The following is a 25,761-nucleotide window of genomic DNA, read 5'->3' as shown; positions in this document are numbered from 1 at the left end:
CCTGTCCGGATTCAGCCGATCGGGCGGGTGACCGTACGGGTGACTGATTCGTTGGGTGAGTGGCATCTCCCTCATTTCCCTTGGTGCAAATGGCTTCAAAAGTGTGCACATCGGATGCTCGACACCAGGATGTCGTCCTCGCGGCGTGTAAGTTCCGGGCCGAGAGCCTTGGAAGGGACCCATCCGGTGAACAAGAAGCTTGCAGCCGCACTGTCCGGCGGTGCGGTACTCGTACTGACGCTGTCGGGCTGCAGCGACGACAGCGACAACAAGGTGAACGACTGGGCCAAGAAGGTCTGCGACCAGGTCCAGCCGCAGCTCCAGCAGATCGCCAACGCCAACGCCGACATCCAGCAGCAGACCGCGGACAACAGCAAGCCCGCCGACGTCCAGCAGACCGACTCGGCTGCCTTCCAGCAGATCTCCCAGGCGTACAAGTCGCTGGGCGCGGCGGTGGAATCAGCGGGTCCGCCGCCCGTCGACGACGGCGAGACGACGCAGAAGGAGGCCGTGAAGGAGCTCAACGCCTCCGCCGCGGCGTACGCCGATCTGAAGACCAAGGTCGACGACCTCGACACCAAGGACCAGGCGAAGTTCGCCGACGGTCTGAAGGGCATCGCCGACGAGCTGAACAAGATCAGCAGCAACGGCGACCAGGCGCTGAAGAAGCTCCAGTCCGGTGAGGTCGGGACCGCGATGTCGAAGCAGAAGGGCTGCCAGAAGCCGACGGCCTCGACCGGCCCCTCGGGCTCCGGCGCGGCCGACGCGGACGCCGGTGCGGGCACGGACTCCTCGCCCTCCGCCTCCGCCTCCGCCTCGGCCTCGGCCGAGAAGAAGGCCTGACGCGACACGCGTTCCGGCGGAGATCCGCCGCAGCGTGCGCCGTACCCCGGCGGCCCGGACAGCGCCGTGCCTCAGCGGTCTGGCCGACGCCGTACGTCAGCGGCCCGGACACCTTCCGTGTGTCCGGGCCGCTGCCGTTGTCGGTGGGAGCGGCCACAATGGGCGGGTGAGTAAGACCGGTCTTCCCGCACCCGCCCATGCCGCCGCCCTCCGCGAGGCCCTGCTCGCCGCCGACTTCACCGCCGACGGCCTCCTCGACCGGCTCGGCGGACCCGCCTACGCCGCCCTCGCCCGCAGCGAGACCGTTCCAGCCCTGCGGGCCACACGCGGGGTGTCGCCGCTCGACACCCTGGTGCGGCTGTTCCTCCTCCAGAACCCCGTGCCACAGGAACAGGCCCGTGCCGCCCTGCCCCTGGAGGAGTGCGTCCGGGACGGCTGGGTGACGCAGGCGGGCGACACGGTCCGCGCCAACGTGGACGTGCGCCCGTACGGCGGTCCGGACGGCGAGGACTGGTTCATCGTGTCCGACCTCGGATGCGCGGTCGGCGGCGCGGGCGGGATCGGCTCGCGCGAGGAGGGCGTCGTCCTCGGAGTCGGCGGAGCGTCCACCACCCTCGCCGGCATCACCGTCCGCACACCGGTCGCCTCGGCCCTCGACCTCGGTACGGGCTCCGGCATCCAGGCACTGCACGCCGCCCAGCACGCCGCCCGCGTCACCGCCACGGACCTCAACCCCCGGGCGCTGGAGTTCACCCGCCTCACCCTCGCCCTGTCCGGCGCCGCCCCCGCCGACCTGCGCGAGGGCTCGCTGTTCGAGCCGGTCGGCACGGAGACCTTCGACCTGATCGTCTCCAACCCGCCCTTCGTCATCTCTCCCGGCGCCCGCCTCACCTACCGGGACGGCGGCATGGGCGGCGACGACCTGTGCCGCACCCTGGTGCGGCGGTCCGGCGACCACCTGAACGACGGCGGCTACGCCCAGTTCCTCGCCAACTGGCAGCACGTGGACGGCGAGACGTGGCAGGACCGGCTGCGTTCCTGGGTGCCGGACGGCTGCGACGCGTGGATCGTGCAGCGCGAGGTCCAGGACGTCACGCAGTACGCCGAGCTGTGGCTCCGTGACAGCGGCGACCACCGCGGCGACCCCGCCGAGTACGCCGAGCGGTACGCGGCGTGGCTGGACGAGTTCGAGGCGCGCGGGACCACCTCGGTCGGCTTCGGCTGGATCACGCTGCGCAAGTCCGCCGCCGCTGCCGCGGGCCGTCCGTCCATCGTCGTCGAGGAGTGGCCGCACGCCGTGCAGCAGCCGCTCGGGCAGGCCGTCCAGGATCACTTCGCCCGTCAGGACTACCTCCGCGACCAGGACGACGCCGCGCTGCTCGCCGGGCACTTCGTCCTCGCCGACGAGGTCGTGCAGGAGCAGGTCGGGATGCCCGGCGCCGAGGACCCCGAGCACGTGGTGCTGCGCCAGCACCGCGGCATGATGCGGGCGACCAAGGTCGACGCGGTCGGCGCCGGGTTCGCGGGCGTGTGCGACGGCTCGCTGCCCGCCGGGCGCATCCTGGACGCCATCGCCCAGCTGATGAACGAGGATCCGGTGCTCCTGCGCGACCGCACCCCGCAGGCGATCCGGGTGCTGGTCGAGGAGGGCTTCCTGGAGCCGGTGCCGGCCGCCGGGCCGGGGGCGGCGTAGGCCGCCCGCGCCGGAGAGTGAGTAGGTCGCGGGCCGGGGCCGGGGCCGGCGCGCGGGCCTTGGGCCGGGGTCGGCGGGACCCGGGCCGGAGCGGGCGTGGGCCCGAGCGGGCGTGGGCCCGTGCCGGGGCGGGCACGGGCCTTGGACCGGAGATCGTGGAGGCTCCCGTTCCTCCTTCCGTTCCCGTGCCCCTCCCGGGTCCGCCCCGCCGGCCCGTGCCTCCCCACCAGCCGCTTCGCGTGGAGCGGTCGTCCGCGTTCCGCTTCCGTCGGGGTTCCGGTCCCAGGCCGCCCCGGCCACCGCCACCGCCGTACGAAACGGCCTTCCCTCCGCCCCGGCGCGCCCGGCGTGCCCGACCGCTCATGCGCCCGACCGTGTGCCGTCCGGCAGCGGGAGAGTGCTGTTCACCCGGGGTTCGTGTCGTCGATGCCCCGGGGTGGCAGCCTCCCCGTGCCGGGCCGCCTCCAAGGTCCGGCACCGAGCCCCGGGGCGGTCCCCGGGCCAGGCGCCGCGACGGCCGAGGGGTTACGACATGGAGAGCGTTTCAGCAGTCTTCGCCAGTGGGGCCTTCGCCCTGTTCGGTACGGCTCTCCTGGCCTGGACGGGGGCGCGCGTCGCCCATCGCGCGCCGGTGCTTCACGGTGTGAGCCCCACCGCCTCCACCGCACTCGCCACGCTTTTCGGCGTAGTTTTCCTCGCCCTCGGCGTGTGGTGTTTCACGCTCGTCTGATTCCGGCCCCCGGCCGTGCCACGCCCGGGACGGCGGGGTGCCGGGAAGGCGCCGCGAGCGCCGCCGAAAAGCCGCAGGCCGTGAAGGTGCACGGCGTGGACCCGACGGTCCGGGCGGCAGGAATGGCGGAAGTCGGGTTACCGTTCGAGTGGCCGTTGCGGGCTTTTGCCGTTTGACACGGGGGCGGGTTGTACCGTCACACTCCGCAGCGACAGCACCGCGCGCAGCATTCCCACGCTGCCCGGATGCCCATCGAGTGTCGACCGGAGAGAAGAGCGAAGTTGTCCCCGACCAGCGAGACCGCACAGGGCGGCCGCCGACTCGTCATCGTCGAGTCGCCTGCCAAGGCGAAGACGATCAAGGGCTATCTCGGCCCCGGATACGTCGTCGAGGCGAGCGTCGGGCACATCCGCGACCTCCCGAACGGCGCGGCGGAGGTCCCGGACGAGTACACCGGCGAGGTACGCCGCCTCGGCGTGGACGTCGAACACGACTTCCAGCCCATCTACGTCGTCAACGCGGACAAGAAGGCCCAGGTCAGGAAGCTCAAGCAGCTCCTGGCCGAGTCCGACGAACTCTTCCTCGCCACCGATGAGGACCGCGAGGGCGAAGCCATCGCGTGGCACCTTCAGGAAGTCCTCAAGCCCAAGGTCCCGGTCCACCGGATGGTCTTCCACGAGATCACCAAGGACGCGATCCGGGCCGCCGTCGCCAATCCGCGCGAACTCAACCAGCGCATGGTCGACGCCCAGGAGACCCGCCGCATCCTCGACCGCCTCTACGGTTACGAGGTCTCGCCGGTCCTGTGGAAGAAGGTCATGCCGAAGCTCTCGGCGGGCCGCGTCCAGTCCGTCGCCACCCGGCTCGTCGTCGAGCGGGAGCGCGAGCGCATCGCCTTCCGCTCCGCCGAGTACTGGGACCTGACCGGCACGTTCGCCACCGGCCGCACCGGTGACGCCTCCGACCCCTCGACCCTGACCGCCCGCCTCAGCGCGGTCGACGGCCGGCGAATCGCCCAGGGCCGCGACTTCGGCCCCGACGGGCAGCTCAAGGCCGGCTCCGCCCAGACCCTGCACCTGGACGAGACGAACGCCCGCGCCCTGGCCGCCGCGCTCGCCGACTCCAGCTTCGCCGTCCGGTCCGTCGAGTCGAAGCCGTACCGGCGCTCGCCGTACGCGCCGTTCCGTACGACGACCCTCCAGCAGGAGGCGAGCCGCAAGCTGGGATTCGGCGCCAAGGCGACCATGCAGGTGGCGCAGAAGCTGTACGAGAACGGCTTCATCACCTATATGCGTACCGACTCCACGACCCTCTCCGACACGGCGGTCTCCGCCGCGCGGGCGCAGGTCACGCAGTTGTACGGGGCGAGCTACCTGCCCGACAAGCCGCGTACGTACGCCGGCAAGGTCAAGAACGCGCAGGAGGCGCACGAGGCGATCCGCCCCTCCGGCGACCGCTTCCGCACGCCCGCCGAGACCGGGCTGACCGGGGACCAGTTCCGGCTCTACGAGCTGATCTGGAAGCGGACCGTCGCCTCCCAGATGAAGGACGCCGTCGGCAACTCCGTCACCGTGAAGATCGGCGGCCGGGCGAGCGACGGCCGCGACGCCGAGTTCTCCGCGTCCGGCAAGACGATCACCTTCCACGGCTTCATGAAGGCGTACGTCGAGGGCGCGGACGACCCGAACGCCGAGCTGGACGACCGCGAGCGGCGGCTGCCGCAGGTGGCCGAGGGCGACGCGCTCTCCGCCGAGGAGGTGTCGGTCGACGGGCACGCCACCAAGCCGCCCGCCCGCTACACCGAAGCCTCGCTGGTCAAGGAGCTCGAAGAGCGCGAGATCGGCCGCCCGTCGACGTACGCCTCGATCATCGGCACCATCCTGGACCGGGGCTACGTCTTCAAGAAGGGCACGGCCCTCGTCCCGTCCTTCCTCTCCTTCGCCGTGGTCAACCTGCTGGAGAAGCACTTCGGCCGGCTCGTCGACTACGACTTCACCGCCCGTATGGAGGACGACCTCGACCGCATCGCGCGGGGCGAGGCCCAGTCCGTGCCGTGGCTCAAGCGCTTCTACTTCGGCGCGGCCTCCGCCGACGACACGGCCGGAGCCGGGTCCGCCTCGGACGCGGGCAACGGCGACGGCGACCACCTCGGCGGCCTGAAGGAACTGGTCACCGACCTCGGCGCGATCGACGCCCGGGAGATCTCGTCCTTCCCCGTCGGCAACGGCATCAAGCTCCGCGTCGGCCGCTACGGCCCGTACATCGAGCGCGGCGAGAAGGACTCCGAGGGCCACCAGCGCGCGGACGTGCCCGAGGACCTGGCGCCCGACGAACTGACGGTCGAGCTGGCGGAGGAGCTGCTGGCCAAGCCCAGCGGCGACTTCGAGCTCGGCGCGGACCCGGTCAGCGGCAACCAGATCATCGCCAAGGACGGCCGCTACGGCCCGTACGTCACCGAGGTGCTGCCCGAGGGCACGCCGAAGACCGGCAAGAACGCGGTGAAGCCGCGCACCGCCTCCCTCTTCAAGTCCATGTCGCTGGACACGGTGACCCTCGCCGACGCCCTCAAGCTGATGTCGCTGCCGCGCGTGGTCGGCGAGGACGCCGAGGGGGTGGAGATCACCGCGCAGAACGGCCGCTACGGCCCGTACCTGAAGAAGGGCACGGACTCCCGTTCGCTGACCTCCGAGGACCAGCTCTTCGACATCACGCTCGACGAGGCCCTCGCCATCTACGCCCAGCCCAAGCAGCGCGGCCGGGCCGCGGCCAAGCCGCCGCTGAAGGAACTGGGGACCGACCCGGTCAGCGGTGCGCCGGTCGTGGTGAAGGACGGCCGCTTCGGCGCGTACGTCACCGACGGCGAGACGAACGCGACCCTGCGGACCGGCGACAGCGTCGAGGAGATCACGCCGGAGCGCGGTTACGAGCTCCTGGCCGAGAAGCGCGCCAAGGGACCCGCCAAGAAGACGGCGAAGAAGGCCCCGGCGAAGAAGACGACGGCCAAGAAGACGGCCGCGAAGAAGACGACGGCCACCAAGACCACGGCGGCCAAGAAGACCGCGGCGAAGAAGACCACGACCGCGAAGAAGGCGACCACGGCCAAGAAGACGGCGACGAAGGCCGCGACGGCGAAGAGGACCGCCTCCGCCTCGGCCGCCACCGAGGACTGACGGGGCGGCGGGTCGGCCCCCCCTCGGCGGGTCGGCCTCCCCTCGGCGGGTCGGCCTCCCCTCGGCGGGTCGGCCCCCGGCCTCCTCGGTCCTGCCCGTCGGCTTCTCGGCCCTGCCCGTCGACTCCTTGCCCCTCGGCTCCTCGTCGGGTACGGGGGCGGGCGCGGGGGGACGGGACGGATACGGGGGCGGTGCGGACCCGGGCTCCTCCCCTCCGCTGCCCGCCCGCCCGTTCCGTCCGTTTCCGTTCCCTGGGTCGTCTCCGTTCCCTGGTTCCGGTCCCGCCGGCGCCGTTCCCGTTCCGGATCCGTACACGGCGTGCCCGGCCTGGCGGCCCGGCGGCGTCCGAAAAGCGTTCATACAGGAACTCGGCGACCATATGTTCGGACGCGCCGACAGCCACCGCACCACTGCCGATAGGCTGGGCGGATGACGCGAGCCGAGCAGCCAACGGTCGTGAGCCCCACCTCCGACACACTTGCCGCAGACTCACGCGAGCGCGCCGTACGAGCCCTGTTGCGTGTTCCCCCGCTGAAGCGGTTGTGGAGCGCCCAGCTCGTCGGCGGTATCGGCGATGCACTCGCCCTTCTCGTGCTGGTGCTGCTGTCGCTGCAAGCGGCGGTCCTTGAGGGCTCATTCGGCACCGGATACCGCGGGGCGGCCTTCGCCGTCGCCGCCGTGTTCGGCGCCCGGATCCTTTCCACCCTGCTCTTCGGAGCCGTACTCCTGGGGCCGTTGACATCGCTCACGGCACCCGGCGGGCCACTCGACCGGCGATGGCTGATGATCGGGGTGGACGGGCTGCGGCTCGCCGCCCTGGTCATCGCCCCCCTGTGGATCGACTGGACGCCCGACCAGGCGCTCACGCTGATCCTCGTGACCGTCTTCGTGACCGGTGCCGCAGAGCGCCTGTGGGCGGTGGCCAAGGAGAGCGCCGCCCCCGCGCTGCTGCCCCCACCGCCCATCGAAGGCGCTGCCGTACGCCCGCTGCCCGATCACCTCGACGCCCTGCGCCGGCTGTCGCTGCGCACCAACTTCCTCGCCGTACCCGCCGCCGCGGTCGTCCTGCTGGCGGCCACGCTGGTCGGCAACCTCCTCGGCTCCGGCCTGGAGTGGTTCTCCTTCCACCAGGCGGCCCTCGCCTCCTACGTGGCGGCCGGTCTGTTCTCCGCCTCCATCTCCGTCCTCTACTTCCTCGAACTGCCCGGTACCCAGACGCCCCGGCCGCGCTCGCCCCTGGAGGGGCTGCGCCGGCCCACCTCCGGCAGCGGACCCGACAAGGGCCGCACCGGCTCCCTCCCGCTGGTCGTCGGCGTCTGCGCCGCCATCGCCGGGGCCATCGCCGCGGCCGGCGGGGTTTCCGCGCTGCACGCCGTCGACCTCGGCGGCGGACCGGCGACCTTCGCCCTGCTGATCCTCGGGCTCACCGGCGGCACCGCCCTCGGCATCCGCACGGCCCGCAAGGTGCTCCCCGCCCTGTCGCGCCGCCGCCTGCTCGCGCTGGCGACCGCCGTCACGGGACTGGCGCTCCTCGCACTCGGCCTGGTCCCGGACACGGCCACCGGCCTCGCGATCGCGTTGCTGGCCGGATACGCCGCCGGGGTCGCCGCGAACATCGGGCACGCGGTCGTCGACCAGGAGACCGAGGAGTTCCGGCGGGCCCGCACCACCGAACACCTCCAGGCCGTCGTCCGCGTGTCCGTCGCGCTGGGAGCCGTCGGCGGGCCGCTGCTCGCCGCCGCGATCGGACGGCACCGCCTGGGCTCCGGCGACTTCGTCTTCGCCCACGGCGGAGCGGCCTACGCGCTGATGCTGATCGGCGCACTGCTGCTGCCGGTCGCCGCGATCGTCCTCGCCAAGACGGACGACCGGGCCGGGGTGCCGCTGCGCCGCGACCTGCGCGAGGCGCTGCGCGGCGGCGACCCGGCGGTCGCGCCCGCCACCACCGGTTTCTTCCTCGTCCTGGAGGGCGGCGACGGGGCCGGCAAGTCCACCCAGGTCGAAGCGCTCGCCGACTGGATCCGGGGCAAGGGCCACGAGGTCGTCGTGACGCGTGAGCCCGGGGCCACGCCCATCGGCAAGCGGCTGCGGTCGATCCTGCTCGACGTCTCCTCCGCCGGTCTCTCCAACCGCGCCGAGGCGCTGCTGTACGCCGCCGACCGCGCCGAGCACGTCGACTCCGTCGTCCGCCCGGCCCTGGAGCGCGGCGCGATCGTCATCTCCGACCGGTACATCGACTCCTCCGTCGCCTACCAGGGCGCCGGACGGGATCTGGCCCCGACCGAGATCGCCCGGATCTCGCGCTGGGCGACGGGCGGCCTCGTACCGCATCTGACCGTCCTGCTGGACGTCGACCCGCGGACCGCGCGGGAGCGGTTCACCGAGGCGCCGGACCGGCTGGAGTCGGAGCCGGCGGAGTTCCACGACCGGGTGCGGTCCGGCTTCCTTACGCTGGCCGCGGCCGACCCGACGCGCTATCTGGTGGTGGACGCCGGTCAGGAGCCGGAGTCGATCACCGCGGTCGTCCGGCACCGCCTCGACCAGCTCCTGCCGCTCTCCGAGGCCGAGATCCAGGCCATCGAGGAGGCGCGCAGGGCGGCCGAGGAGGAGGCCCGGCGCAAGGCCGAGGAGGAAGCGGCCCGCAAGGCGGAGGAGGAGCGGCTGGAGCGTGAGCGCCAGGAACAGCTCGCCCGGCTGCGCGCCGAGGAGGAGGAGCGCAAGGAGCGCGAGCTGGAGGAGGCCCGCCGCCGCGAGGCCGAACGCCAGGCCGAGGAGGCTCGGCAGCGCGCCGAGGAGGCCCGCCGCCGTGCCGAGGAGGACCGCCGTCGGCTGGAGGCCGAGGAGCGGGCCCGCGAGGCCGAGCAGGAACGGCTGCGCAGGCAGGCCGAGGAGGAGGCCCGGCAGCGCAAGGAGGCCGAGGCGCTTCGCCTGGAGAAGCAGCGCAGGGCGGAGGAGGCCCTGGTGCGTGCCGAGGAGGCGCGTCGCCGGGCCGAGGCCGAGGCGGCTGCTCGTACGGAGGCCGCCCAGGCGGAGGCCGCGCGAGCGGACGCGGCCCGTGCGGAGGCGGCCCGAGCGGAGGCGGCTCGTGCGGAGGCCGCTCGTGCGGAGGCGGCTCGTGCTGAGGCGGCCCGTTCCGACGCTGCTCGTTCCGCGGAGTCCGGCCGTTCGGGGACAGCCTCGCGGTCCGGGGGCCGTTCCGAGGGCCCGTCCGTGCCGGACAACGAGATCACGGTGCCGACGCCGGTCGTGAACCCGAACGAGGTCACCCAGCCGGTGCCGAAGGCCCGTCCCGAGGACGACCGGCGCACCGGGGACGACGGCGACCGGCCCGCCCAGGATCGTGGGCGCTCCGAGGGGCGTACAGGCTCTCCGAACCGTACGGACTCCGGGAACCGTTCGGACTCCGGCCGGAAGTCGCTCGCGGACGACGAGACGGCGATGCTGCCCCGGGTCACCGACCGGCATGCCGTCCAGGACGCCGAGGAGACGGCGGTGCTGCCGCCCGTGCGCGACGACCAGCCCTCCGACCGCGTGCCCCGGGGCTACTTCCGGGACGAGCGGCCCGCCGCCTCGCCGGCCGAGAGCGAGAACGAGCGCACGCGCGAGCTGCCGCAGGTCAGCGATCCGGAGGCCGACCGGGCGGCCCGCGAACAGCGGGAGAGCGAGCGCAGCCGCCGCAAGCGCCCCCGCTCGGACTGGGCCGAGGAGACTCCGCTGGACGACCTGCCCACGCTCGCCGACGAACTGCTCGGCGAACCGGACGACGACGAGAGGCCGCGGGGCGGGGGCCGGCGCCCGCGCGGCTGACCCGTTCCGCACTCCGACAGTCCCGCCCGTTCACCCCTCCCTGGGTGAGCGGGCGGGACTGCGACTGTCGGGTGAGCGCGCGGGATTGTCAGAGGCGTCCTTCACAATGGACATCGACACCGACACCCCGGCGGCGTGCCTCCGCTGCCGTCGCTCGCCGTACCGCACGACACCATCGGAAAGGGCGGTGACCCATGACCGTATGGGACGACCTCGTCGGACAGGACCGCGTGCAGGAGCAGCTGGCCGCCGCGGCGAAGGACGCCGACGCGCTGGTCACCGCGGTCTCCGAGGGGAAGCCGGTGCCGCCGGGCTCGAAGATGACCCACGCCTGGCTGTTCACCGGACCGCCCGGTTCCGGCCGGTCCACGGCGGCGTGCGCCTTCGCCGCAGCGCTCCAGTGCACCAGCCCGGACCGGGCCCTGGGCGGCGCTCCCGGCTGCGGCTTCTGCGACGGCTGCCACACCAGCCTGATCGGTACGCACGCCGACGTGCAGGTGATTCGCACGGATCTGCTCTCCATCGGCGTGAAGGAGACCCGGGACCTGGTCCGTCGCGCCCAGCTCTCGCCGGCGGTCGGCCGGTGGCAGGTGATCGTCATGGAGGACGCCGACCGTCTCACCGAAGGCGCGGGCAACGTGCTGCTGAAGGCCGTCGAGGAACCCGCGCCGCGCACGGTGTGGCTGCTGTGCGCACCCTCGCTGGAGGACGTGCTGCCGACGATCCGCTCCCGCTGCCGCCACCTGATCCTGCGTACGCCTCCGGTGGAGGCCGTCGCCGACGTGCTCATCCGGCGCGACGGCGTCGATGCGGAGCGGGCGCACTCCGCGGCTCGCGCCACCCAGGGGCACATCGGCCGGGCCCGTCGCCTCGCCACGGACGAGCGGGCCCGCGCGCGGCGGGCCGCGGTGCTCAAGGTGCCGCTCCGGGTCGCCGACGTCGGCGGCTGTCTCAAGGCCGCGCAGGAGCTGATCGACACGGCCACCGAGGACGCCAAGCAGATGGCGGAGGAGGTGGACGTCAAGGAGACGGAGGACCTGAAGACGGCACTCGGCGGGGTCGCCGGAGGCCGGATGCCGCGCGGCACGGCGGGGGCGATGAAGGAGCTGGAGGACAGGCAGAAGCGCCGCAGGACGCGTACCCAGCGCGACAGCCTGGACCTGGCGCTGACCGAGCTCACCGGGTTCTACCGCGATGTGCTGGCGCTTCAGCTCGGTTCGCGGATCGCCATCGCCAATGTGGACGTGCACGACTCCCTGGACCGGATCGCGGAGTCCTCGACCCCGGCCCAGACGCTGCGCAGGATCGAGGCGGTGATCGCGTGCCGGGACGCCATGGACCGCAATGTGGCGCCGCTGCTGGCGGTGGAGGCCATGACGATGTCGCTGCGCGCGGGCTGAGACGATCTCCGGGGCCGGCGGGCCGGAGTGGCCGGGGCGCGCGGGACGGTCGGGGCCTCGGTGCCGGGCGGCCGGGCAGCTGCGGGGGCGAGGCGACCGAGACATGTTCACCCGAATGAGCAGGGAAACGGACGACTCGTCACCCGGCGGATACGCTCGCTGGATGGATACCAGGCGCCTGCTCCGCACTTTCGCCATCGGGATCGGCACGGCCGGTCTCCTCGCCTCCGGCTGCAGCAGCGGCGGTTCGACGCCCAGCGCGTCGGCCACCGGCACCGCGGCCCCCGAGGGGCTGGGCTCGTACTACGCGCAGAAGCTGAGCTGGCGCGACTGCGGGGTCGAGGGCTTCGAGTGCACGACGATGACGGCGCCCAAGGACTACGACGAACCGGACGGCGGCGACATCGAGCTGGCCGTCTCCCGCAAGAAGGCCACCGGCCCGGGCAAGCGGATCGGCTCGCTCCTGGTGAACCCGGGCGGCCCCGGCGGTTCCGCGATCGGCTACCTCCAGGGGTACGCGGCGCTCGGCTACCCGGCGCAGGTGCGGGCCCGCTACGACATGGTGGCCATCGACCCGCGCGGAGTGGCGCGCAGCGAGCCGGTCGCATGCCTCACCGGCAAGGAGATGGACGCCTACACCCAGGTCGACCAGACGCCGGACGACGACGCCGAGGTGAACAAGCTCAGCGAGGCGTTCCGGAAGTTCGCGGCGGGCTGCGAGAAGCGGTCCGGCGAGATCCTTCCGTACGTCTCCACGGTCGACACGGCCCGGGACATGGACGTGCTGCGCGCACTCCTCGGCGACGGGAAGCTCCACTACGTCGGCGCGTCGTACGGGACGTTCCTCGGCGCCACGTACGCGGACCTCTTCCCCGCGCGGGCCGGGCGGCTCGTCCTGGACGGTGCGATGGACCCGTCGCTGAAGGCGATCGACATGAACCGCGACCAGACGGCCGGCTTCGAAGGGGCCTTCCAGTCCTTCGCCGCCGACTGCGTCAAGCAGCCCGACTGCCCTCTCGGCACGACGTCCACGGCGGACGCGGCGACCGAGCTGAAGCGGCTCTTCGCCGACCTGGACGCCAAGCCGATCCCGACGGGAGACGACCGGCCGCTGGGCGAGGCCCTGGCCACCACCGGGGTGATCGCCGCGATGTACGACGAGGCGGCCTGGCCGCAGCTGCGGGAGGCCCTGGCAGGAGCCCGGCGCAGCGACGGCTCCGGTCTGCTCTCGCTGGCCGACAGCTACTACGAGCGCGAGCCGAACAGGAAGTACGCGAACCTCATGTTCGCCAACGCCGCCGTGAACTGCCTCGACCTGCCGCCCGCGTTCGACGGCCCCGACGCCGTCGAGAAGGCCCTCCCGGGCTTCGAGAAGGCGTCCCCGGTCTTCGGCCGCGGCTTCGCCTGGGCATCCCTGAACTGCGCGTACTGGCCGACGAAGGCCACCGGCACCTCGCACCGCACCGAGGCGAAGGGCGCCGACCCGATCGTCGTGGTCGGCACCACCCGCGACCCGGCCACCCCGTACAAGTGGTCCCGCTCCCTCGCCGACCAGCTCTCCTCGGGCACCCTGCTCACGTACGACGGCGACGGCCACACCGCGTACGGCCGGGGCAGTGACTGCGTCGACACGGCGATCAACAGGTACCTCCTGGAGGGCACGCCCCCCACGGACGGCAAGAAGTGCTCGTGACCTGCTCCTGACCTGCGCAAACCAGTCCGGGAGCACCCGGTACGGAGCACCCCTGGAAACTGTGTAGACTTGGCGTCGCTGCTGATCGCACCATAGTGCGGCAGGGCGCGCCGCCTTAGCTCAGTTGGCCAGAGCAACGCACTCGTAATGCGTAGGTCTCGGGTTCGAATCCCGAAGGCGGCTCAGAAGAACCCCAGGTCACATCGCCCGTGACCTGGGGTTTTCCCTTTGGGTGACCGTGGTATCACGGTCGATCGGTCACTTATGGTCTGTTCGCCCCAATACGTAGGTCGCAGGTTCGTTGCGCTGTGGCCTGTGAGTTTCGGCAAGGCTCTGACCTGCAGTTCTGGTGCAGTTGAGCGCCCTGGTGACCGAGTGGTCACCTACTCCGGTGGACAGCCGGTGGACAAGCGTGCTTGACGCTATGTCAGGGAATCCTGCGCCTTCCGCGGGAAGGGGAAGGCTTCAGGGCCTGCGGAGGGGCGGTTCGGCCGGAGTGCTTTCTGTGCTGGTCCGACATAAGGAAGAAGCCTCTGAGCCGTAGCTGCCAGTCGCTGTTCCACCAGCCTGCTGGTCGCTGTCGGCCGTCATGTCCCTCGCCGTGTGCGGGAGCGCAGCGATCGCTGTGGTCTGGGCCGAGTGCTCTAAGGGGAAGCACCTCGTGGTGTGCCGCAGGGTTGCGGCACCTCACTCACGACCCAGCTGTGCGAACCCGCACTGGTGGCGGCCATCCGCAGCAGACACACCGTTGCCGAGTCCAGCGCTAGAGCCTGTTTTCAGACGCTCGACCAAGCTTTGAGGAAGGCTTTCCGCCCAACAGGATCGTCCGACCTGCGGTCGGCGTGCAGGACGTGCCACGCGGTGAGTTCGAGATCGCGGAGCCATAGTTCGCCGATGACCTGTGTCTTGAGGTCGGGCAGGTGGTCCGACTCGATGAGGGCTTGGCCGATCACCTCTCCGGCTGCGAGGCGTTGGGGCGGGGTCATCTCGTCGACGGCCGAGAGAATCTGTCGGGCCAGGGTGGTTCCCTCGCCCGTCAGTGATTCGAGTACGCCGGCCTTGATAGTGGCGGGCAGTAGGTAGGCGGTTCCCGAAGACCTCCACAGGTCCGACCAAAAGCGTTCTCCTGCCTCGGTAGGGGCGGGGAGCGCGGCCAGCAGTCCGAGGAGATGACCGATTGCCGCGTAGCCACCCGAGTGGGCAGCCGCGACGACTGCGATGCCTGCGACGCGCTCCACGTCGACCTGGCCGGTTTCCGGAGCGGGGCCCAGCTGATGCTCCAACTGATCGGCCAGAGGGGTGGACAGGTGGGGGCGAACTTCAGGAAGCATGGGCGCTCCTTGCGGGTGGGCGAGCGGAGATGCTGGTTCGGGAGCCCTGATCGTTCCCCACGGCCGGTCGGTCTATTCGGCTCCGGAAGGCCCAACCGACGTCGGAGTTGCGGGGGGTTCGTCTGGCGGCGTCGGTGCCGCATCGGCGACGAGCCCTTTCTCCCGGACCTCTTGAAGGCTTTCGGGTGGGCTTTTCTAGCATGGGCGCATGATTGCCAGTGACGCTCATGAGTCCGGTGAAGGTCGGGAAGCCGTGTCCCGCAATGCAGCTGGAGCCGGAGGTGTCCACGTCGGCTCAGGGCGTGGAGAGCGCGGCGAAGTCGCTCAGCCCCGCGAAGCACAGGGTGACGATGGAGCGAAGAGTGGTCATCCGTTCGCTGCTCTGGTGGAGAGGCTGTCGACATGGTGGAGCCGGTCAAGCCGAGGCCGCGTGGCTGGCTGCATGCGGGGATGGTCCCCGCCTCGTTGATCGCGGGCATCGCGCTCATCTGGTTGGCTCGCACGCCGTAGGCGATCTGGGCCTGCACCGTCTACGCGGTCACTGCCTGGTTGCTGCTCGGGACAAGCGCCATCTACCACCGCGGTACCTGGGGCCACTGGGGGAGGCTCTCCTGCGACGCCTCGACCACGCCAACATTTTCCTGATCATCGCCGGTACCTGCACCCCCCTGGCCGCGTTGCTTCTGCCGCCCAACGACAGGTCCGTGCTGCTGTGGACCGTGTGGGCGGGCGCGTTGGTCGGCATCGCGTTCCGGCTCCTGTGGGTCGGAGCGCCACGCTGGCTGTACACCCCGTGTTACCTGGCCCTGGGGTGGGCGCCTGTGTGGTATTTGGCCGACTTCCTGCACACCGGAGGAGCAGCCCACTCACCCTGGTCGTGGCCGGCGGTCTCCTCTACAGCGCGGGCGCGGTCGTCTACGCAATCCAGCGACCCGACCCCTCGCCCCGCTGGTTCGGCTTCCACGAGGTCTTCCACTCGCTCACCGTGGCAGCGTTCACCGCGCACTACATCGCCATCCTCTTGGCCGCCTACTGACCAGCCGCCGCTCTCGAGGGGCGATCCGCCGTGCTACCGACCGCGATGTTCTACCGGCGTGTTCCAGGGCCGCGGTGTCACCGGGCGAGGTCGGCGCTGACGTCTTGCCACCGGATGTCCGGTGAGCCACCACGGTGGCGCGGGCGAGTCGGCTGACCACGGGCGGTCGAAGCCTCCCGTGTCGCCGTTCAGGTCGGGGTGCGCATGCGCAGTGCCCGCAGGCTGCTGGCGAGGACGGCCACCGTGATGCTGTCCGGGCAGGCGGATAGGTGAGCAGGTCCAGAGGGCAGGTGCCGTCGCCGAGCAGGCAGGTGAGACGTCGACGCTCACCGTCTCCATCAAGCCACCCTGGCCTCCGCCGTCCGTGCTGAGTCCTGTCTGAACGGGGCCTGTGTCCTGTCCGGCCGCGATCCGACCGGATGTGCCCGGCTGCGGGTAACGGCCGTGGCCGGGTGCGAGGGTCTTGGCTGGGATGACCCATCTGCGCTCCGCCGGTGGCTCAGGCAGAGAGCCTTTCCCGCTAGCGTCTTAAAATCTGTGCTGGCTGAGGTAGACATTGAGGTGCGGTGTGGCTATGGTTTCTATCGTAAGCAAGAAGGACGGCAGGGCCTTGCAGAGATGAACTGCCAGGCAGCAGTACTCAGTAGTTGCAGTGTGCAGGTCGGTGCGGTGGTGGAGTTCCGAAGCCAGGGTTCTTGCAGGAGGGCGACGGGGCCGACGACCGGACCGGGTGGCCCGCCGTTTTCAGGGGCTGCCGTGAGCAGAACCGCAGAAGGCAAGTGCAGTCCGCAGTACGAGTGGTCCCTCGGTAAATGGCGTCAGGCTGCGGCGCGCGTACCGAGAAGTTCGGCAGTGGGGTTCTAAGCCAGAGCAGATGCAGGATGGGCGACGGGGCTGGCTGCCGGAGTGGCGCTGTGAGAGGCCACCAGGAGTACGGAAGTGGTTTGTCCAGAGGGAAAGAACGGAGGAGTTGAGCGCCATCAGGATCGCCCGGGCGGAAGTGTTGGGCCCGGGTACCGCAGGACATCGTGAGTGAGGTGGTCTCCGGTCAAGCAACCGCGATCCCCGCAACCCCGGACCTCTTCCCGGCAGGTATGCGGAAACACAGAGCCGGCGTAGCTGATCAAGGCCGGCTGATGGTGTAGCAGTTCCTTCGGGGCCCGGGTGCCACATGGCACCCGGGCCCCTCCGACGCGTGTTCCACAGGAAGGTACAGATGACAGCAGACGATTCGTTCGGCCGTCTCGACGACGACGACTACCCCGCCTACACCATGGGTCGGGCAGCCGAGATGCTCAACACCACACAAGGGTTCCTCCGCGCCATCGGCGAAGCCCGCCTCATCACGCCCCTGCGCTCCGCGGGCGGCCATCGCCGCTACTCCCGTTACCAGCTCCGCATCGCCGCCCGCGCCCGCGAACTCGTCGACGGCGGTACCCCGATCGAGGCCGCCTGTCGCATCGTCATCCTCGAGGACCAACTCGAGGAAGCCCAGCGGATCAACGCCGAACACCACCGAGACGCCAATCCGCCCGGCATGCCGACCTCGGGCTGAAGCGCCGCGCGCCCGGTGGAAGACCGGCAGGTGTCGGACTCACCTGCCGGAAGTGAGCTTGAGGACGGGCTTCGGCTGCGGCGTCAGAGGCAGCTTCCCGGACGCGTACCGCCCCGTTCGTGAGGCGCCCTTCGGGCTACCGTGAGCTCCAGTCTGTCGCCGCCGACAAAACGGTCGGCATCCCCGTGCTGTGAAGGGTGAGCACCCTTCACAGCAACGCTGCGCTCGGGGCGGGCCGATATCTATGGCCACGGTGTGAGGGTTCAATGCGCCGCGCCGGGAGTGTTTTTACCGCAGTGAAGAGACTGGAATTTTTCACCGTACGCGGACCATTACGGCATGCTACTGTCGGTCTCGGTTGCAGTTGTGGTTCCCAAAAACTTCAAGCTTCTGCGTGGGTATTTCCGACCAGTGGAAGCTTCATTGTATTTCCGGTTTTCTCCGGGCGGGGCATCATCGCGGCGACGCGGCATCCGTGCATGACGGATTCCGACGTACCTGCCCCGAAGGAGATATGACATGGCGTCAGGCACTGTGAAGTGGTTCAACGCAGCCAAAGGTTTCGGTTTCATCGAGCAGGACGGTGGCGGCGCTGACGTGTTCGCCCACTTCTCGAACATAGCCGCCCAGGGCTTCCGTGAGCTGATCGAAGGCCAGAAGGTCACCTTCGACATCGCACCGGGCCAGAAGGGCCCGACGGCCGAGAACATCGTTCCCGCCTGACGCTGACGCGTACTTCGTGGCTGGGGCCCGCATCCTTCGGGGTGCGGACCCCAGCTCCGGGCATTCCCCCGGAGTGGTGCCACCTGCGGTGAAACCCCCGCCCGCCTAGTTTTCTCGCTGCCCATTCCTTTCGAGTCCCGCCTACCGGTGGAACTGGATTCCTCGCCCCTATGGCGTCGCCCGTTCCATGGCCTGCCTCCCAACCCGGGATCAACCGCAGGTCTTATTTGATTCTCCATTCTGCTCGGCCCGTTCTTGTGATTCCCCGCGCTGTTCTTCCGCTGCGGGAATTCCTTGATACGTGCCGTATCAAGGAAGGTTCTGAATGAACCCCACACGTACGAACAATCGCTCTTCCCGTGCCCGCAGCCGTACCGCCGACTCCGGCCGGGGCGGTAGCCGCTTCAACTCGACCGTCCCGACCCGTTCCGCTGCCCCGGCCCGTTCCGGCGGTTCGGGTCGCTCGGGTGGCCAGGGGCGGCGGCCCGCCGCGGTCCAGGGCGAGTTCGCCCTGCCGGTCACGGTCACTCCCGCGCTTCCCGCCGTCGAGGCGTTCGCCGACCTCGACATGCCGGCGCAGCTGCTGGCGGCGCTGACCGCGCAGGGTGTGAGCGTCCCGTTCCCGATCCAGGGGGCGACCCTGCCCAACACCCTCGCGGGCCGCGACGCCCTGGGACGCGGGCGCACCGGCTCCGGCAAGACCCTCGCCTTCGGACTGGCCCTGCTGGCTCGCACCGCCGGTCAGCGGGCCGAGCCCCGTCAGCCGCTGGCCCTGGTCCTCGTGCCGACGCGTGAGCTGGCCCAGCAGGTTACCGACGCCCTGGCCCCCTACGCCCGTTCTGTGAGGCTGCGTATGGCCACCGTCGTCGGCGGCATGTCGATCGGGAGGCAGGCCAACGCACTGCGCGGCGGAGCCGAGGTCGTCGTGGCGACGCCGGGCCGGCTCAAGGACCTCATCGACCGTGGTGACTGCCAGCTGAACCAGGTCGCGATCACCGTCCTGGACGAGGCCGACCAGATGGCCGACATGGGCTTCATGCCCCAGGTCACCGAGCTTCTGGACCAGGTCCGCCCCGAGGGCCAGCGGATGCTGTTCTCCGCCACCCTGGACCGTAACGTCGACCGCCTGGTCCGCCGCTACCTCACCGACCCGGTCGTCCACTCCGTCGACCCCTCCGCCGGTGCGGTCACCACGATGGAGCACCACGTGCTCCACGTGCACGGCGCGGACAAGAACCGTACGACCACCGAGATCGCCGCCCGCGACGGCCGGGTGATCATGTTCCTGGACACCAAGCGGGCCGTGGACAAGCTCACCGACCACCTGCTGGCCAGCGGTGTGAGGGCCGCCGCACTGCACGGCGGGAAGGCGCAGTCCCAGCGCACCCGGACCCTCACCCAGTTCAAGGCCGGGCACGTCACCGTGCTCGTGGCCACGAACGTCGCCGCGCGCGGCATCCACGTCGACAACCTCGACCTCGTCGTCAACGTCGACCCGCCGACCGACCACAAGGACTACCTTCACCGCGGCGGCCGAACCGCGCGGGCAGGGGAGTCCGGCAGCGTCGTCACGCTGGTCACACCCAACCAGCGCCGCGACATGACCCGCCTCATGACCGCCGCCGGCATCGTGCCCCAGACCACCCAGGTTCGCTCCGGCGAAGAGGCACTCGGCCGCATCACCGGCGCCCAGGCCCCCTCCGGCATTCCTGTGACGATCACCGCGCCGGTAGTCGCGCGGCGTGAGCGCAGCCGCAGCGCATCCTCTCGCGGCCGGCGCAGCCCCGCCTCCGCGGCCCGGCGCGTGACCGCACATCAGTCCTCCTTCGACGCCGCAGCCTGAGAACTCCGTGATCCGGAAACTCACCCACCGCTGCAGGAGGCACCTTTTGACGCTCGTCCAGATGCAGCCCCGCACGACGAATGCCACTGCCGTAGGCAGGACGGTCGCCGATGCCATGGACACCGCCGGGCCGCAGGTATGTGATGACATGACCGTCGAGGTGGCCCTGTCCGTCATGGCCAGTGCCCGCACCGGGCATCTGCTTGTCTGCGACGACAGCGGCCGGTGTACCGGACTGGTCACCCACACCCAGCTTGCAGCAGCTCGTGACGGTTCCGCGTACTCGGACAGGGGCCGGCTGCGGGACATCCTCGGCGACCGAGGGCCGTTCACCTCGCCCGTGACCACCATGGCCGAAGCCGGGCACATGATGCGCTACAGCGACGTCGATGCCCTGCCCGTGGTCGACGAACACGGCAGCGCCCTGGGCGTCCTCGCCCTCGCCCGCTGAGCCGTCCCATCCGCGGCAGAACCACTCCCTCTTCGTTCCTCTCCCTGTGAGGCATCATGCGCTGTGTCATCGCCCGCTTCCCGTTCGACCTCACCAGGAGCGGCGTCCTGGAATCGATGAAGGGCATCAAGCCCGAGCACGCTCCCGGCGAGTCCGTGATCATCGGCCGACGGACCTACCCCGTCAAACAGGTCGGACAGGTCATCACACGCCAGGACCGCCGCGACTTCAGCGCAGGAGAAGTACTGCGGGCCATGACCCAGCTCGGCTTCACCTGCCGCGACCTGGCCCCGGCCCCGGCACCCACTCGCGTTCTCAATCCTTTGCAACAGGCATCCGCGATGCTCGGCGCGCCTGTGGCCGCTTGAGCGACGGGCAGGCGTGAGCCGCCGGCAAGCAGTGGTGAGGGGCCGTCCGGAACATCCGGGCGGCCCCTCACCGTGTGCTGGAGCAGTCCGGCCCGGCAGTGTCTCAGTGGTCGGAGTAGCTGAAGTCGCCCATCGTCCAGGCGCTGACGTCCTCGATCGCGACCCGGTACATCCCGCCCGTCTCCGGGATCCCCACCGTGCCCTGCAGAATCCGCGCCACGTGGAAGTGCAGGTGCGTGGGCGGCCCTTCCTCGGGTGCAGCGGCGGTGAACGTGGCGGAGAAGTCGCTTAGGCGGGCCGAGTCCGCAAGGACCTCCGACACCCGCTGCCTCCAGACGGCCTCGGGTGCCAGCCGGCCCGTGATGACAGCTCCACCGGCGACCACGGTCAGGGCCATCTGATTGCTGCGCCCGGATTCCACCAGGGCGGCAACGTCAACAAGCAGCGCGTCAGGCTTCGACATAGGGCCGATTATATTCGTCAAACATTGGCAGGCCCTCCCGCGCTGCGTTACGGGCATGAGGCCGGGCACCTTCAGCTTCGAGGTCCTGCGGCCGGTGAGGGAGAGGTGTGCTGTCCTGCCGTCGGGGAAGCTTCGGAGACGTCGGCGCCGTGGTCCGCGTCGCGGCGGGTGGACTTGGTGCCGTACCAGTCCAGACACATCACGGTGGCGTCGTCGTCCAGACGCCGACGAGTTCGAGGGCCGCCACGGCCAGGTCATCAGCGGCTTCCACGACACCGATGGTCGGTCCACCGGCCCAGAGGCGCAGCGCGTCCACCTCGCGGTGGTAGCGGGCGGGGTCGAGCCATGCCTTGAGAAGGAGCGGACGCCCGTCGAGGCAGGTCGCCGTCGCGATCACCGAGGCGTGTCCGGCGTCGTGATAGGCGGTGAGGGTCAGCTTCCAGCGCTTCGCCGCTTGCGCCAGCCGCCCCGGGGCGGCGTCGAGCCACCGCTGGGCGGAGGGCCCGTAGTGCGCGAGCAATCGCTGCCGGCAGCCGGCGGGGATCTCTCCGAGCGTCCGCTTCGTCATCAGCTCAGCACGATCCCGTCGGAGACCAGCTCGTCGGTCAGCGCGGGGAACTCGCCCAGCGTCTCCGCGACGAGTGCCTGCACCTTGTCGACCTCGGCGTCATGGGCGGAGAGACGCACCAGGATGCGCCACGGCTGATCGAGACGCTGACCCGTGGTGCTGCTGACCAGGTGCACTTCTGCGTGCCCGTTCGTTGCCTCGTGCAGTCGCTCGGCCAGGCGCTGGGCGGCGATATTGTAGAGCTTGCCGACGTGGTAGACGGGATTCTTGCCGTTGGCACCCTCCAGGTTCATCGGCCGCAGTGGCGTGATCAGCCCGTTGACCCGGTTGCCGCGCCCGACCACGCCCTCGTCCCCCGACTCGATCGAGCTTCCGGTGTACGTCAGGTACAGCTCGTCCCGCTCCGGTACGTCACGGGCGTTGAGCCGGAAGCGTGCCTGAGCACCGGGTAGCCGCAGGTTGGCCATCCGATGGCACTCGGCCAGGACGGTCTCCGCGTTGCGGACGTACTCGGCCCGGCTGGTGACATGGCGCGACTTCTGCGGGACGCACAGCACCACGTCGGCCTGGTCACCGCCCCAGTAGCCCATGAGCTTGACGTCGGAACCGCACCATGCGCGGGCGCGGGTGAAGTCGCTGTCCCCGGAGAAGTGGTTGGCCAGCTCGCGGACGAAGGACTCGAATGCATTCTCCGGAGCCCAGCCGGTTCCCAACGAGGTGTCGTTCGACAGCCTCACCCGCCGCTCGCGGAGGTCGTCTACGGAGCGCGGATTGAACCAGCGCGTGCGGTCCGGGACCCTGTCGTCCGTCAGAACGGCGCCCGGGATGGAGTTGCTGGTGATGTTGAAGACGATGTCAAGGTGGTTCGCCACCTCGGGAAGCCGCTCCGCGAAGAAGGCCCTGACCTCGGCCTCGACGATCTCCTCGACCGGGATCGTCTCGCCCCCACACACGGGTGCTGCCCGCCCGTTCACCAGGACGCGTACGGGAGCCGTCATCCTGCCGGCCCCGTACCGAACCTCGCTGGCCCCATCGAGTAGAGCGAGCTTGTCGAAGTTGTGGTGCAACACCGCGCCGAAGCATGCGACGGTGTGGTGGCTGTAGGCGCGGGACAGCCGCTCGGCGAGGTGGTCTGCCAGGGTGTCCGGGTGACCGAGGCCCTTCCGCTCGACGATGGTCGTCGTGTCCGGTCTGGCCATAGCGGTGTCGATGACGAGGTGGCTGTTGTCGATGATCGTGCTCGTACGAGGCATCACGAACTTCCTTTCAGGGGTGGTCGGAAGGGGAAGGGCGCAGGCGTCAGCACGCCTGGACGAGCGGTGCGGTGAGGGGTTCAGCGGGGAACGTCGGCGGCGCGGAGGAACTCGACCGTCTGGGCAAGTGACCTGTATGCGGGGGCGGCCTGTTCCTCGGCGGCGATTCGGCGGATGTCGTGGGTGGAGACGAGATCGATGTCCTGGGTCCTACGGCGATCGAGCCAGAGGAGCAGGCGCCTGACGAGGACCGGGCCGCTGAACGGCATCCGGGTCAGCAGGTCGATCGGTACGTGTCCGGCCGGCACACCCGGCCGGAGGGTTCGGTCAGCACCTTCCACCAGGGCAGCCAGCGGCAGCGGGCGGAGAACTGATCCAGCAGGAACTGACGTGACGAGGTAGGGCTGGCTTGTGGTGTTCCCCAGCCGGAGCCCGGGGTGGTACCAGCCGTGGGCCGGTGGAGCCTGCCGCTCACCGCCATGACGTGCCCGATGTACTCCTCCGCCGCCTCGGGCGTACCTGTCGAGCACGGCTTGCCCGCCACCGTGCGGAACACTGTCCATGACCTGCCCTCGCCGTTTTCCGTGGCAAGAATCGCCGGGACGGAGATACCCCGGAGTGCGGCGCGCTCGATCGTCGTGGCCTCGCGCAGGCGTCGGCCCTCGGGCTCGATGCCCACGTAGACCTTCAGCAAGGCACGGCCGTCCGTGGCGAACCGCGTCCTGGAGTACGGCTTGAGCACTACCGGTCCGAATGGACCGAACTCCGGCACGATCCCCGACTCCGTCAGCTTCGTGCTGTACACCCTCCTCACCTCCATTCAGCGGGACGTGTCCTACTCGCGTCCGAGAAGCAGGACTGATCATCAAAGCCAGCCGGTTGAAACAGAGTTGGCGGCTTTGCCCGGCGGCGTTCTCGCTCTACTGCGACAGTAGGTACGGCGTCCCGCAGCACCCTGGAAAAACTTTCCAGGGTCCTTTCCGGCCACGAGGTGATGCTCAGGACATGCGAGGGATGACGGAGAACCTGACCATCGGCGAGCGCGTCGCCTGGTACCGACGTCGGCGTGGCCTTTCCCAGGAGGTCCTGGCCGGCCTCGTCGGACGCACCACGGACTGGCTGAGCAAAGCGGAGAACAACCGGATCGAGCTCGACCGCCTCTCGGTGATCACCTCACTCGCCGAGGCGCTCGACGTTTCCCTCGGAGACCTGCTCTCTGAGCCGACCCTCATGGAGTGGTCGAACGACAGCGGGCGCCGTACGGTCCCCGCTCTGCGCGAAGCCCTCATGGACTACAAGCAGCTCACACCCTTGCTCGGGCCCCCACCCGACGATGAACCGCCCACACTGGAGGATCTCCGGGTCAACGTGAAAGAAGCCCTCGACGCCTACCAGGTGTCGCGCTATGGGTATGCCACTCGGCGGCTTCCGCTCGTTCTGGCCGATGCGCTTACCGCCTCCCGCGTGTACTCGGGGGACGAAGGCCGGGAGGCGTATGCCTAACTCGCCTTGGCCTACCACGGTGCGGCCATGGTGCTGGGGAAGGTGGGGGAGTCGGAACTGGCGTGGATCGCCGCCGACCGCGGCCTCGCGGCCGCACAACAGAGTGGTCAGAGCACAGTGACGGGCTCGCTCCTCCGAGCGGTCACACACTGTCTGATGACCACCGGCCGATTCACCGCCGCGATCCAGCTGGCGAACGACGCGGCGGACACCATGCAGCCTGGCCTGGGCGCGGCGGATGACGAATACCTCTCGGTCTACGGCACGCTTTTCCTCGCCGGCGCCATGGCGGCAGCCAGGGCAGAGGATCGGGCGACGACGCAGACCTTCCTCCGTGAGGCCGGTGAGGCCGCACAGCGACTGGGCACCGACGCGAACCATCTGTGGACGGCCTTCGGCCCTACCAATATGTCCATCCACTGTGTCGCCACCGCAGGAGAGCTCGGGGACCTTCAGATAGCCGCGGACCTCGGGCAACGCATTGACACCAGTGGCTTGCCGACAGAACGACGCGTGCGGCACAGCCTGGAAGTGGCCCGAGCACTCAGCGCCTGGAACCGGACCGACGAGGCCCTGACCACTCTGCTGGACGCTGAGCAGATCGCGCCGGAACAGGTACGCCACCACTACCTGAGCCGGGAGCTGGTCATTGGCTGGGTCCGCGGCACCAGAGGCCGCCCGTCCCAGCCAGTGGCAGACCTGGCTCGCAGACTCGGCGTGGTCGGCGGTTAGAGTCCGTCCCGTGACCGAGAACGAGCACGAGGCGAAGATGGCCCACCCGCGCATGGCGGCCGGCGCGCTGTTCGTCGATGACGCCGACCGGGTCCTTCTCGTCGAGCCCTCCTACAAGGACTACCGCGATATCCCAGGGGGGTACGTCGAGCATGGGGAGTCCCCCATGCAAGCCTGCGTGCGCGAGGTCCATGAGGAGCTGGGCATCAGGCCCGCCATCGGGCGCCTGCTCGTCGTGGACTGGGCACCGAACCCGGGAGAGGGCGACAAGGTCCTCTACCTCTTCGACGGGGGCCGTCTCGGCGCCGACGAGTGTCGGCACATTGCGCTGCAGACAGACGAGCTCCGTGGGTATGCCTTCCACGACGCAGGAGAGCTGTCCGAGCTCACCATCCCCCGCCTGGTGAGGCGTATCGCCGCTGGCATCGAGTCCCGTGTTAACGGCATGACTGCATACCTGGAACACGGGGTGGCACCGCACGCAGCGCGCTGACCTCATAGGCGAGGGCGCGGCTTCGCCCAGCAAGGACTGTCCCGACAGACATCATCTGCACGACAATGGCCACAGGACCAGATTTTCCCTAGTGTCCTGAGTCGTT

At 70.1% G+C, this 25,761-nt stretch carries 21 protein-coding genes, 1 tRNA gene and 2 pseudogenes; 17 read left to right on the top strand and 7 right to left on the bottom strand.

The genetic code is table 11. The annotated features are described in order from the left end of the window. The first annotated feature begins 186 nt into the window (after window positions 1–186). The 8 genes from EES43_RS12715 (at window position 187) to EES43_RS12680 (ending at window position 13,519) form a co-directional block, all read left to right on the top strand. A complete protein-coding gene (locus EES43_RS12715) occupies window positions 187–843 on the top strand; it encodes a small secreted protein (protein WP_124268836.1) in 657 nt (218 codons plus the stop codon). Window positions 844–1,009: 166 nt separating this feature from the next. After that, window positions 1,010–2,536 (top strand): DUF7059 domain-containing protein, encoded by a 1,527-nt coding sequence (locus EES43_RS12710; RefSeq protein ID WP_124268835.1) that lies wholly within the window; start codon window positions 1,010–1,012, stop codon window positions 2,534–2,536. Window positions 2,537–3,068: 532 nt separating this feature from the next. Then, entirely contained in the window at window positions 3,069–3,266 is a 198-nt protein-coding gene (locus EES43_RS12705; RefSeq protein WP_124268834.1) for a hypothetical protein, read from the top strand. A 281-nt stretch (window positions 3,267–3,547) separates the two neighbouring features. Next, window positions 3,548–6,436 carry a type I DNA topoisomerase gene (gene topA / locus EES43_RS12700; protein ID WP_124268833.1) on the top strand — a complete coding sequence of 963 codons (2,889 nt, stop codon included), beginning with the start codon at window positions 3,548–3,550 and terminating at the stop codon, window positions 6,434–6,436. A 429-nt stretch (window positions 6,437–6,865) separates the two neighbouring features. Next, the gene (tmk, locus tag EES43_RS12695) at window positions 6,866–10,243 is read left to right on the top strand and encodes a dTMP kinase (RefSeq protein WP_124268832.1); all 3,378 of its coding nucleotides are present in this window, start codon (window positions 6,866–6,868) and stop codon (window positions 10,241–10,243) included. Between the two features lie 194 nt (window positions 10,244–10,437). After that, the gene (locus tag EES43_RS12690) at window positions 10,438–11,643 is read left to right on the top strand and encodes a DNA polymerase III subunit delta' (protein ID WP_124268831.1); all 1,206 of its coding nucleotides are present in this window, start codon (window positions 10,438–10,440) and stop codon (window positions 11,641–11,643) included. A 163-nt stretch (window positions 11,644–11,806) separates the two neighbouring features. Further along, window positions 11,807–13,336 (top strand): alpha/beta hydrolase, encoded by a 1,530-nt coding sequence (locus EES43_RS12685; RefSeq protein ID WP_124268830.1) that lies wholly within the window; start codon window positions 11,807–11,809, stop codon window positions 13,334–13,336. Between the two features lie 109 nt (window positions 13,337–13,445). Beyond that, window positions 13,446–13,519 (top strand) — tRNA-Thr (locus tag EES43_RS12680). A gap of 593 nt (window positions 13,520–14,112) precedes the next feature. Here the strand turns inward: EES43_RS12680 and EES43_RS12675 are convergent. Next, window positions 14,113–14,667, bottom strand: coding sequence for a hypothetical protein (locus tag EES43_RS12675; RefSeq protein WP_206430044.1), 555 nt, complete (start codon window positions 14,665–14,667; stop codon window positions 14,113–14,115). A gap of 382 nt (window positions 14,668–15,049) precedes the next feature. Between EES43_RS12675 and EES43_RS12670 the strand changes: the two are divergent. From EES43_RS12670 to EES43_RS12645, 6 genes and pseudogenes are all read left to right on the top strand, one after another. After that, a pseudogene (locus EES43_RS12670) lies at window positions 15,050–15,703 on the top strand (hemolysin III family protein). A 1,216-nt stretch (window positions 15,704–16,919) separates the two neighbouring features. Beyond that, on the top strand, window positions 16,920–17,258 hold the full coding sequence (locus tag EES43_RS12665; protein WP_124268829.1) for a helix-turn-helix domain-containing protein: 339 nt from the start codon (window positions 16,920–16,922) through the stop codon (window positions 17,256–17,258). 519 nt (window positions 17,259–17,777) lie between these two features. After that, window positions 17,778–17,981 (top strand): cold-shock protein, encoded by a 204-nt coding sequence (locus EES43_RS12660; RefSeq protein ID WP_097933814.1) that lies wholly within the window; start codon window positions 17,778–17,780, stop codon window positions 17,979–17,981. 325 nt (window positions 17,982–18,306) lie between these two features. Next, window positions 18,307–19,824 carry a DEAD/DEAH box helicase gene (locus tag EES43_RS12655; protein ID WP_124268828.1) on the top strand — a complete coding sequence of 506 codons (1,518 nt, stop codon included), beginning with the start codon at window positions 18,307–18,309 and terminating at the stop codon, window positions 19,822–19,824. A gap of 46 nt (window positions 19,825–19,870) precedes the next feature. Then, window positions 19,871–20,275: a CBS domain-containing protein gene (locus EES43_RS12650; protein ID WP_124268827.1), complete on the top strand. Its 405-nt coding sequence runs from the start codon at window positions 19,871–19,873 to the stop codon at window positions 20,273–20,275. 56 nt (window positions 20,276–20,331) lie between these two features. Then, window positions 20,332–20,643 (top strand): SCO5918 family protein, encoded by a 312-nt coding sequence (locus EES43_RS12645; protein WP_069752083.1) that lies wholly within the window; start codon window positions 20,332–20,334, stop codon window positions 20,641–20,643. A gap of 103 nt (window positions 20,644–20,746) precedes the next feature. Here EES43_RS12645 and EES43_RS12640 read toward each other — a convergent pair whose 3' ends face one another. The 6 genes and pseudogenes from EES43_RS12640 to EES43_RS12620 all read right to left on the bottom strand — a co-directional run bounded on the left by EES43_RS12640 (window position 20,747) and on the right by EES43_RS12620 (window position 23,732). Continuing rightward, window positions 20,747–21,106 carry a hypothetical protein gene (locus EES43_RS12640; RefSeq protein ID WP_124268826.1) on the bottom strand — a complete coding sequence of 120 codons (360 nt, stop codon included), beginning with the start codon at window positions 21,104–21,106 and terminating at the stop codon, window positions 20,747–20,749. A 71-nt stretch (window positions 21,107–21,177) separates the two neighbouring features. After that, window positions 21,178–21,330, bottom strand: a pseudogene (locus EES43_RS31290) (serine/threonine-protein phosphatase); the annotation flags it as partial. Next, a complete protein-coding gene (locus EES43_RS12630) occupies window positions 21,306–21,674 on the bottom strand; it encodes a hypothetical protein (protein WP_206430043.1) in 369 nt (122 codons plus the stop codon). The gene EES43_RS12630 and the pseudogene EES43_RS31290, both read right to left, overlap by 25 nt. After that, window positions 21,674–22,927, bottom strand: coding sequence for a methionine adenosyltransferase (locus tag EES43_RS12625; protein ID WP_124268825.1), 1,254 nt, complete (start codon window positions 22,925–22,927; stop codon window positions 21,674–21,676). Before EES43_RS12625 ends, EES43_RS12630 begins: the two co-directional genes overlap by 1 nt. A gap of 80 nt (window positions 22,928–23,007) precedes the next feature. After that, the gene (locus tag EES43_RS31285) at window positions 23,008–23,235 is read right to left on the bottom strand and encodes a hypothetical protein (protein WP_241192398.1); all 228 of its coding nucleotides are present in this window, start codon (window positions 23,233–23,235) and stop codon (window positions 23,008–23,010) included. Further along, window positions 23,202–23,732, bottom strand: a complete 531-nt coding sequence (locus EES43_RS12620; protein ID WP_241192397.1) for a phosphotransferase — start codon at window positions 23,730–23,732, stop codon at window positions 23,202–23,204. Before EES43_RS12620 ends, EES43_RS31285 begins: the two co-directional genes overlap by 34 nt. Before the next feature lie 209 nt (window positions 23,733–23,941). On the opposite strand from EES43_RS12620, the gene EES43_RS31280 reads away from it, so the two are divergent. From EES43_RS31280 to EES43_RS12610, 3 genes are read left to right on the top strand one after another with little or no spacing between them, the layout of a single operon-like run. Next, window positions 23,942–24,430, top strand: a complete 489-nt coding sequence (locus EES43_RS31280) for a helix-turn-helix domain-containing protein (protein ID WP_241192396.1) — start codon at window positions 23,942–23,944, stop codon at window positions 24,428–24,430. Window positions 24,431–24,457: 27 nt separating this feature from the next. Continuing rightward, a complete protein-coding gene (locus EES43_RS31275) occupies window positions 24,458–25,162 on the top strand; it encodes a hypothetical protein (protein WP_241192395.1) in 705 nt (234 codons plus the stop codon). A gap of 10 nt (window positions 25,163–25,172) precedes the next feature. Then, window positions 25,173–25,655: an NUDIX domain-containing protein gene (locus tag EES43_RS12610; protein WP_206430042.1), complete on the top strand. Its 483-nt coding sequence runs from the start codon at window positions 25,173–25,175 to the stop codon at window positions 25,653–25,655. Window positions 25,656–25,761: the final 106 nt, after the last annotated feature.

The sequence above is a fragment of the Streptomyces sp. ADI96-02 genome (assembly GCF_003846185.1).
Taxonomy (GTDB): Bacteria; Actinomycetota; Actinomycetes; order Streptomycetales; family Streptomycetaceae; genus Streptomyces.
The sequence above is the reverse complement of the archived record's forward strand: the minus strand, read 5'-3'. Positions and strand labels throughout refer to the sequence as shown.

What these genes read in the sequence shown, in the direction of transcription:
- EES43_RS12645 (WP_069752083.1), top strand. Translation starts at nt 20,332, where the DNA reads ATGCGCTGTGTCATCGCCCGCTTCCCGTTCGACCTCACCAGGAGCGGC.
- EES43_RS12685 (WP_124268830.1), top strand. Translation starts at nt 11,807, where the DNA reads ATGGATACCAGGCGCCTGCTCCGCACTTTCGCCATCGGGATCGGCACG.
- EES43_RS12660 (WP_097933814.1), top strand. Translation starts at nt 17,778, where the DNA reads ATGGCGTCAGGCACTGTGAAGTGGTTCAACGCAGCCAAAGGTTTCGGT.
- EES43_RS12625 (WP_124268825.1), bottom strand. Translation starts at nt 22,927, where the DNA reads ATGCCTCGTACGAGCACGATCATCGACAACAGCCACCTCGTCATCGAC.
- EES43_RS12640 (WP_124268826.1), bottom strand. Translation starts at nt 21,106, where the DNA reads ATGTCGAAGCCTGACGCGCTGCTTGTTGACGTTGCCGCCCTGGTGGAA.
- EES43_RS31280 (WP_241192396.1), top strand. Translation starts at nt 23,942, where the DNA reads ATGACGGAGAACCTGACCATCGGCGAGCGCGTCGCCTGGTACCGACGT.
- EES43_RS12675 (WP_206430044.1), bottom strand. Translation starts at nt 14,667, where the DNA reads ATGCTTCCTGAAGTTCGCCCCCACCTGTCCACCCCTCTGGCCGATCAG.
- EES43_RS31275 (WP_241192395.1), top strand. Translation starts at nt 24,458, where the DNA reads ATGGTGCTGGGGAAGGTGGGGGAGTCGGAACTGGCGTGGATCGCCGCC.
- EES43_RS12705 (WP_124268834.1), top strand. Translation starts at nt 3,069, where the DNA reads ATGGAGAGCGTTTCAGCAGTCTTCGCCAGTGGGGCCTTCGCCCTGTTC.
- EES43_RS12655 (WP_124268828.1), top strand. Translation starts at nt 18,307, where the DNA reads ATGAACCCCACACGTACGAACAATCGCTCTTCCCGTGCCCGCAGCCGT.
- tmk (WP_124268832.1), top strand. Translation starts at nt 6,866, where the DNA reads ATGACGCGAGCCGAGCAGCCAACGGTCGTGAGCCCCACCTCCGACACA.
- EES43_RS12665 (WP_124268829.1), top strand. Translation starts at nt 16,920, where the DNA reads ATGACAGCAGACGATTCGTTCGGCCGTCTCGACGACGACGACTACCCC.
- EES43_RS12630 (WP_206430043.1), bottom strand. Translation starts at nt 21,674, where the DNA reads ATGACGAAGCGGACGCTCGGAGAGATCCCCGCCGGCTGCCGGCAGCGA.
- EES43_RS12690 (WP_124268831.1), top strand. Translation starts at nt 10,438, where the DNA reads ATGACCGTATGGGACGACCTCGTCGGACAGGACCGCGTGCAGGAGCAG.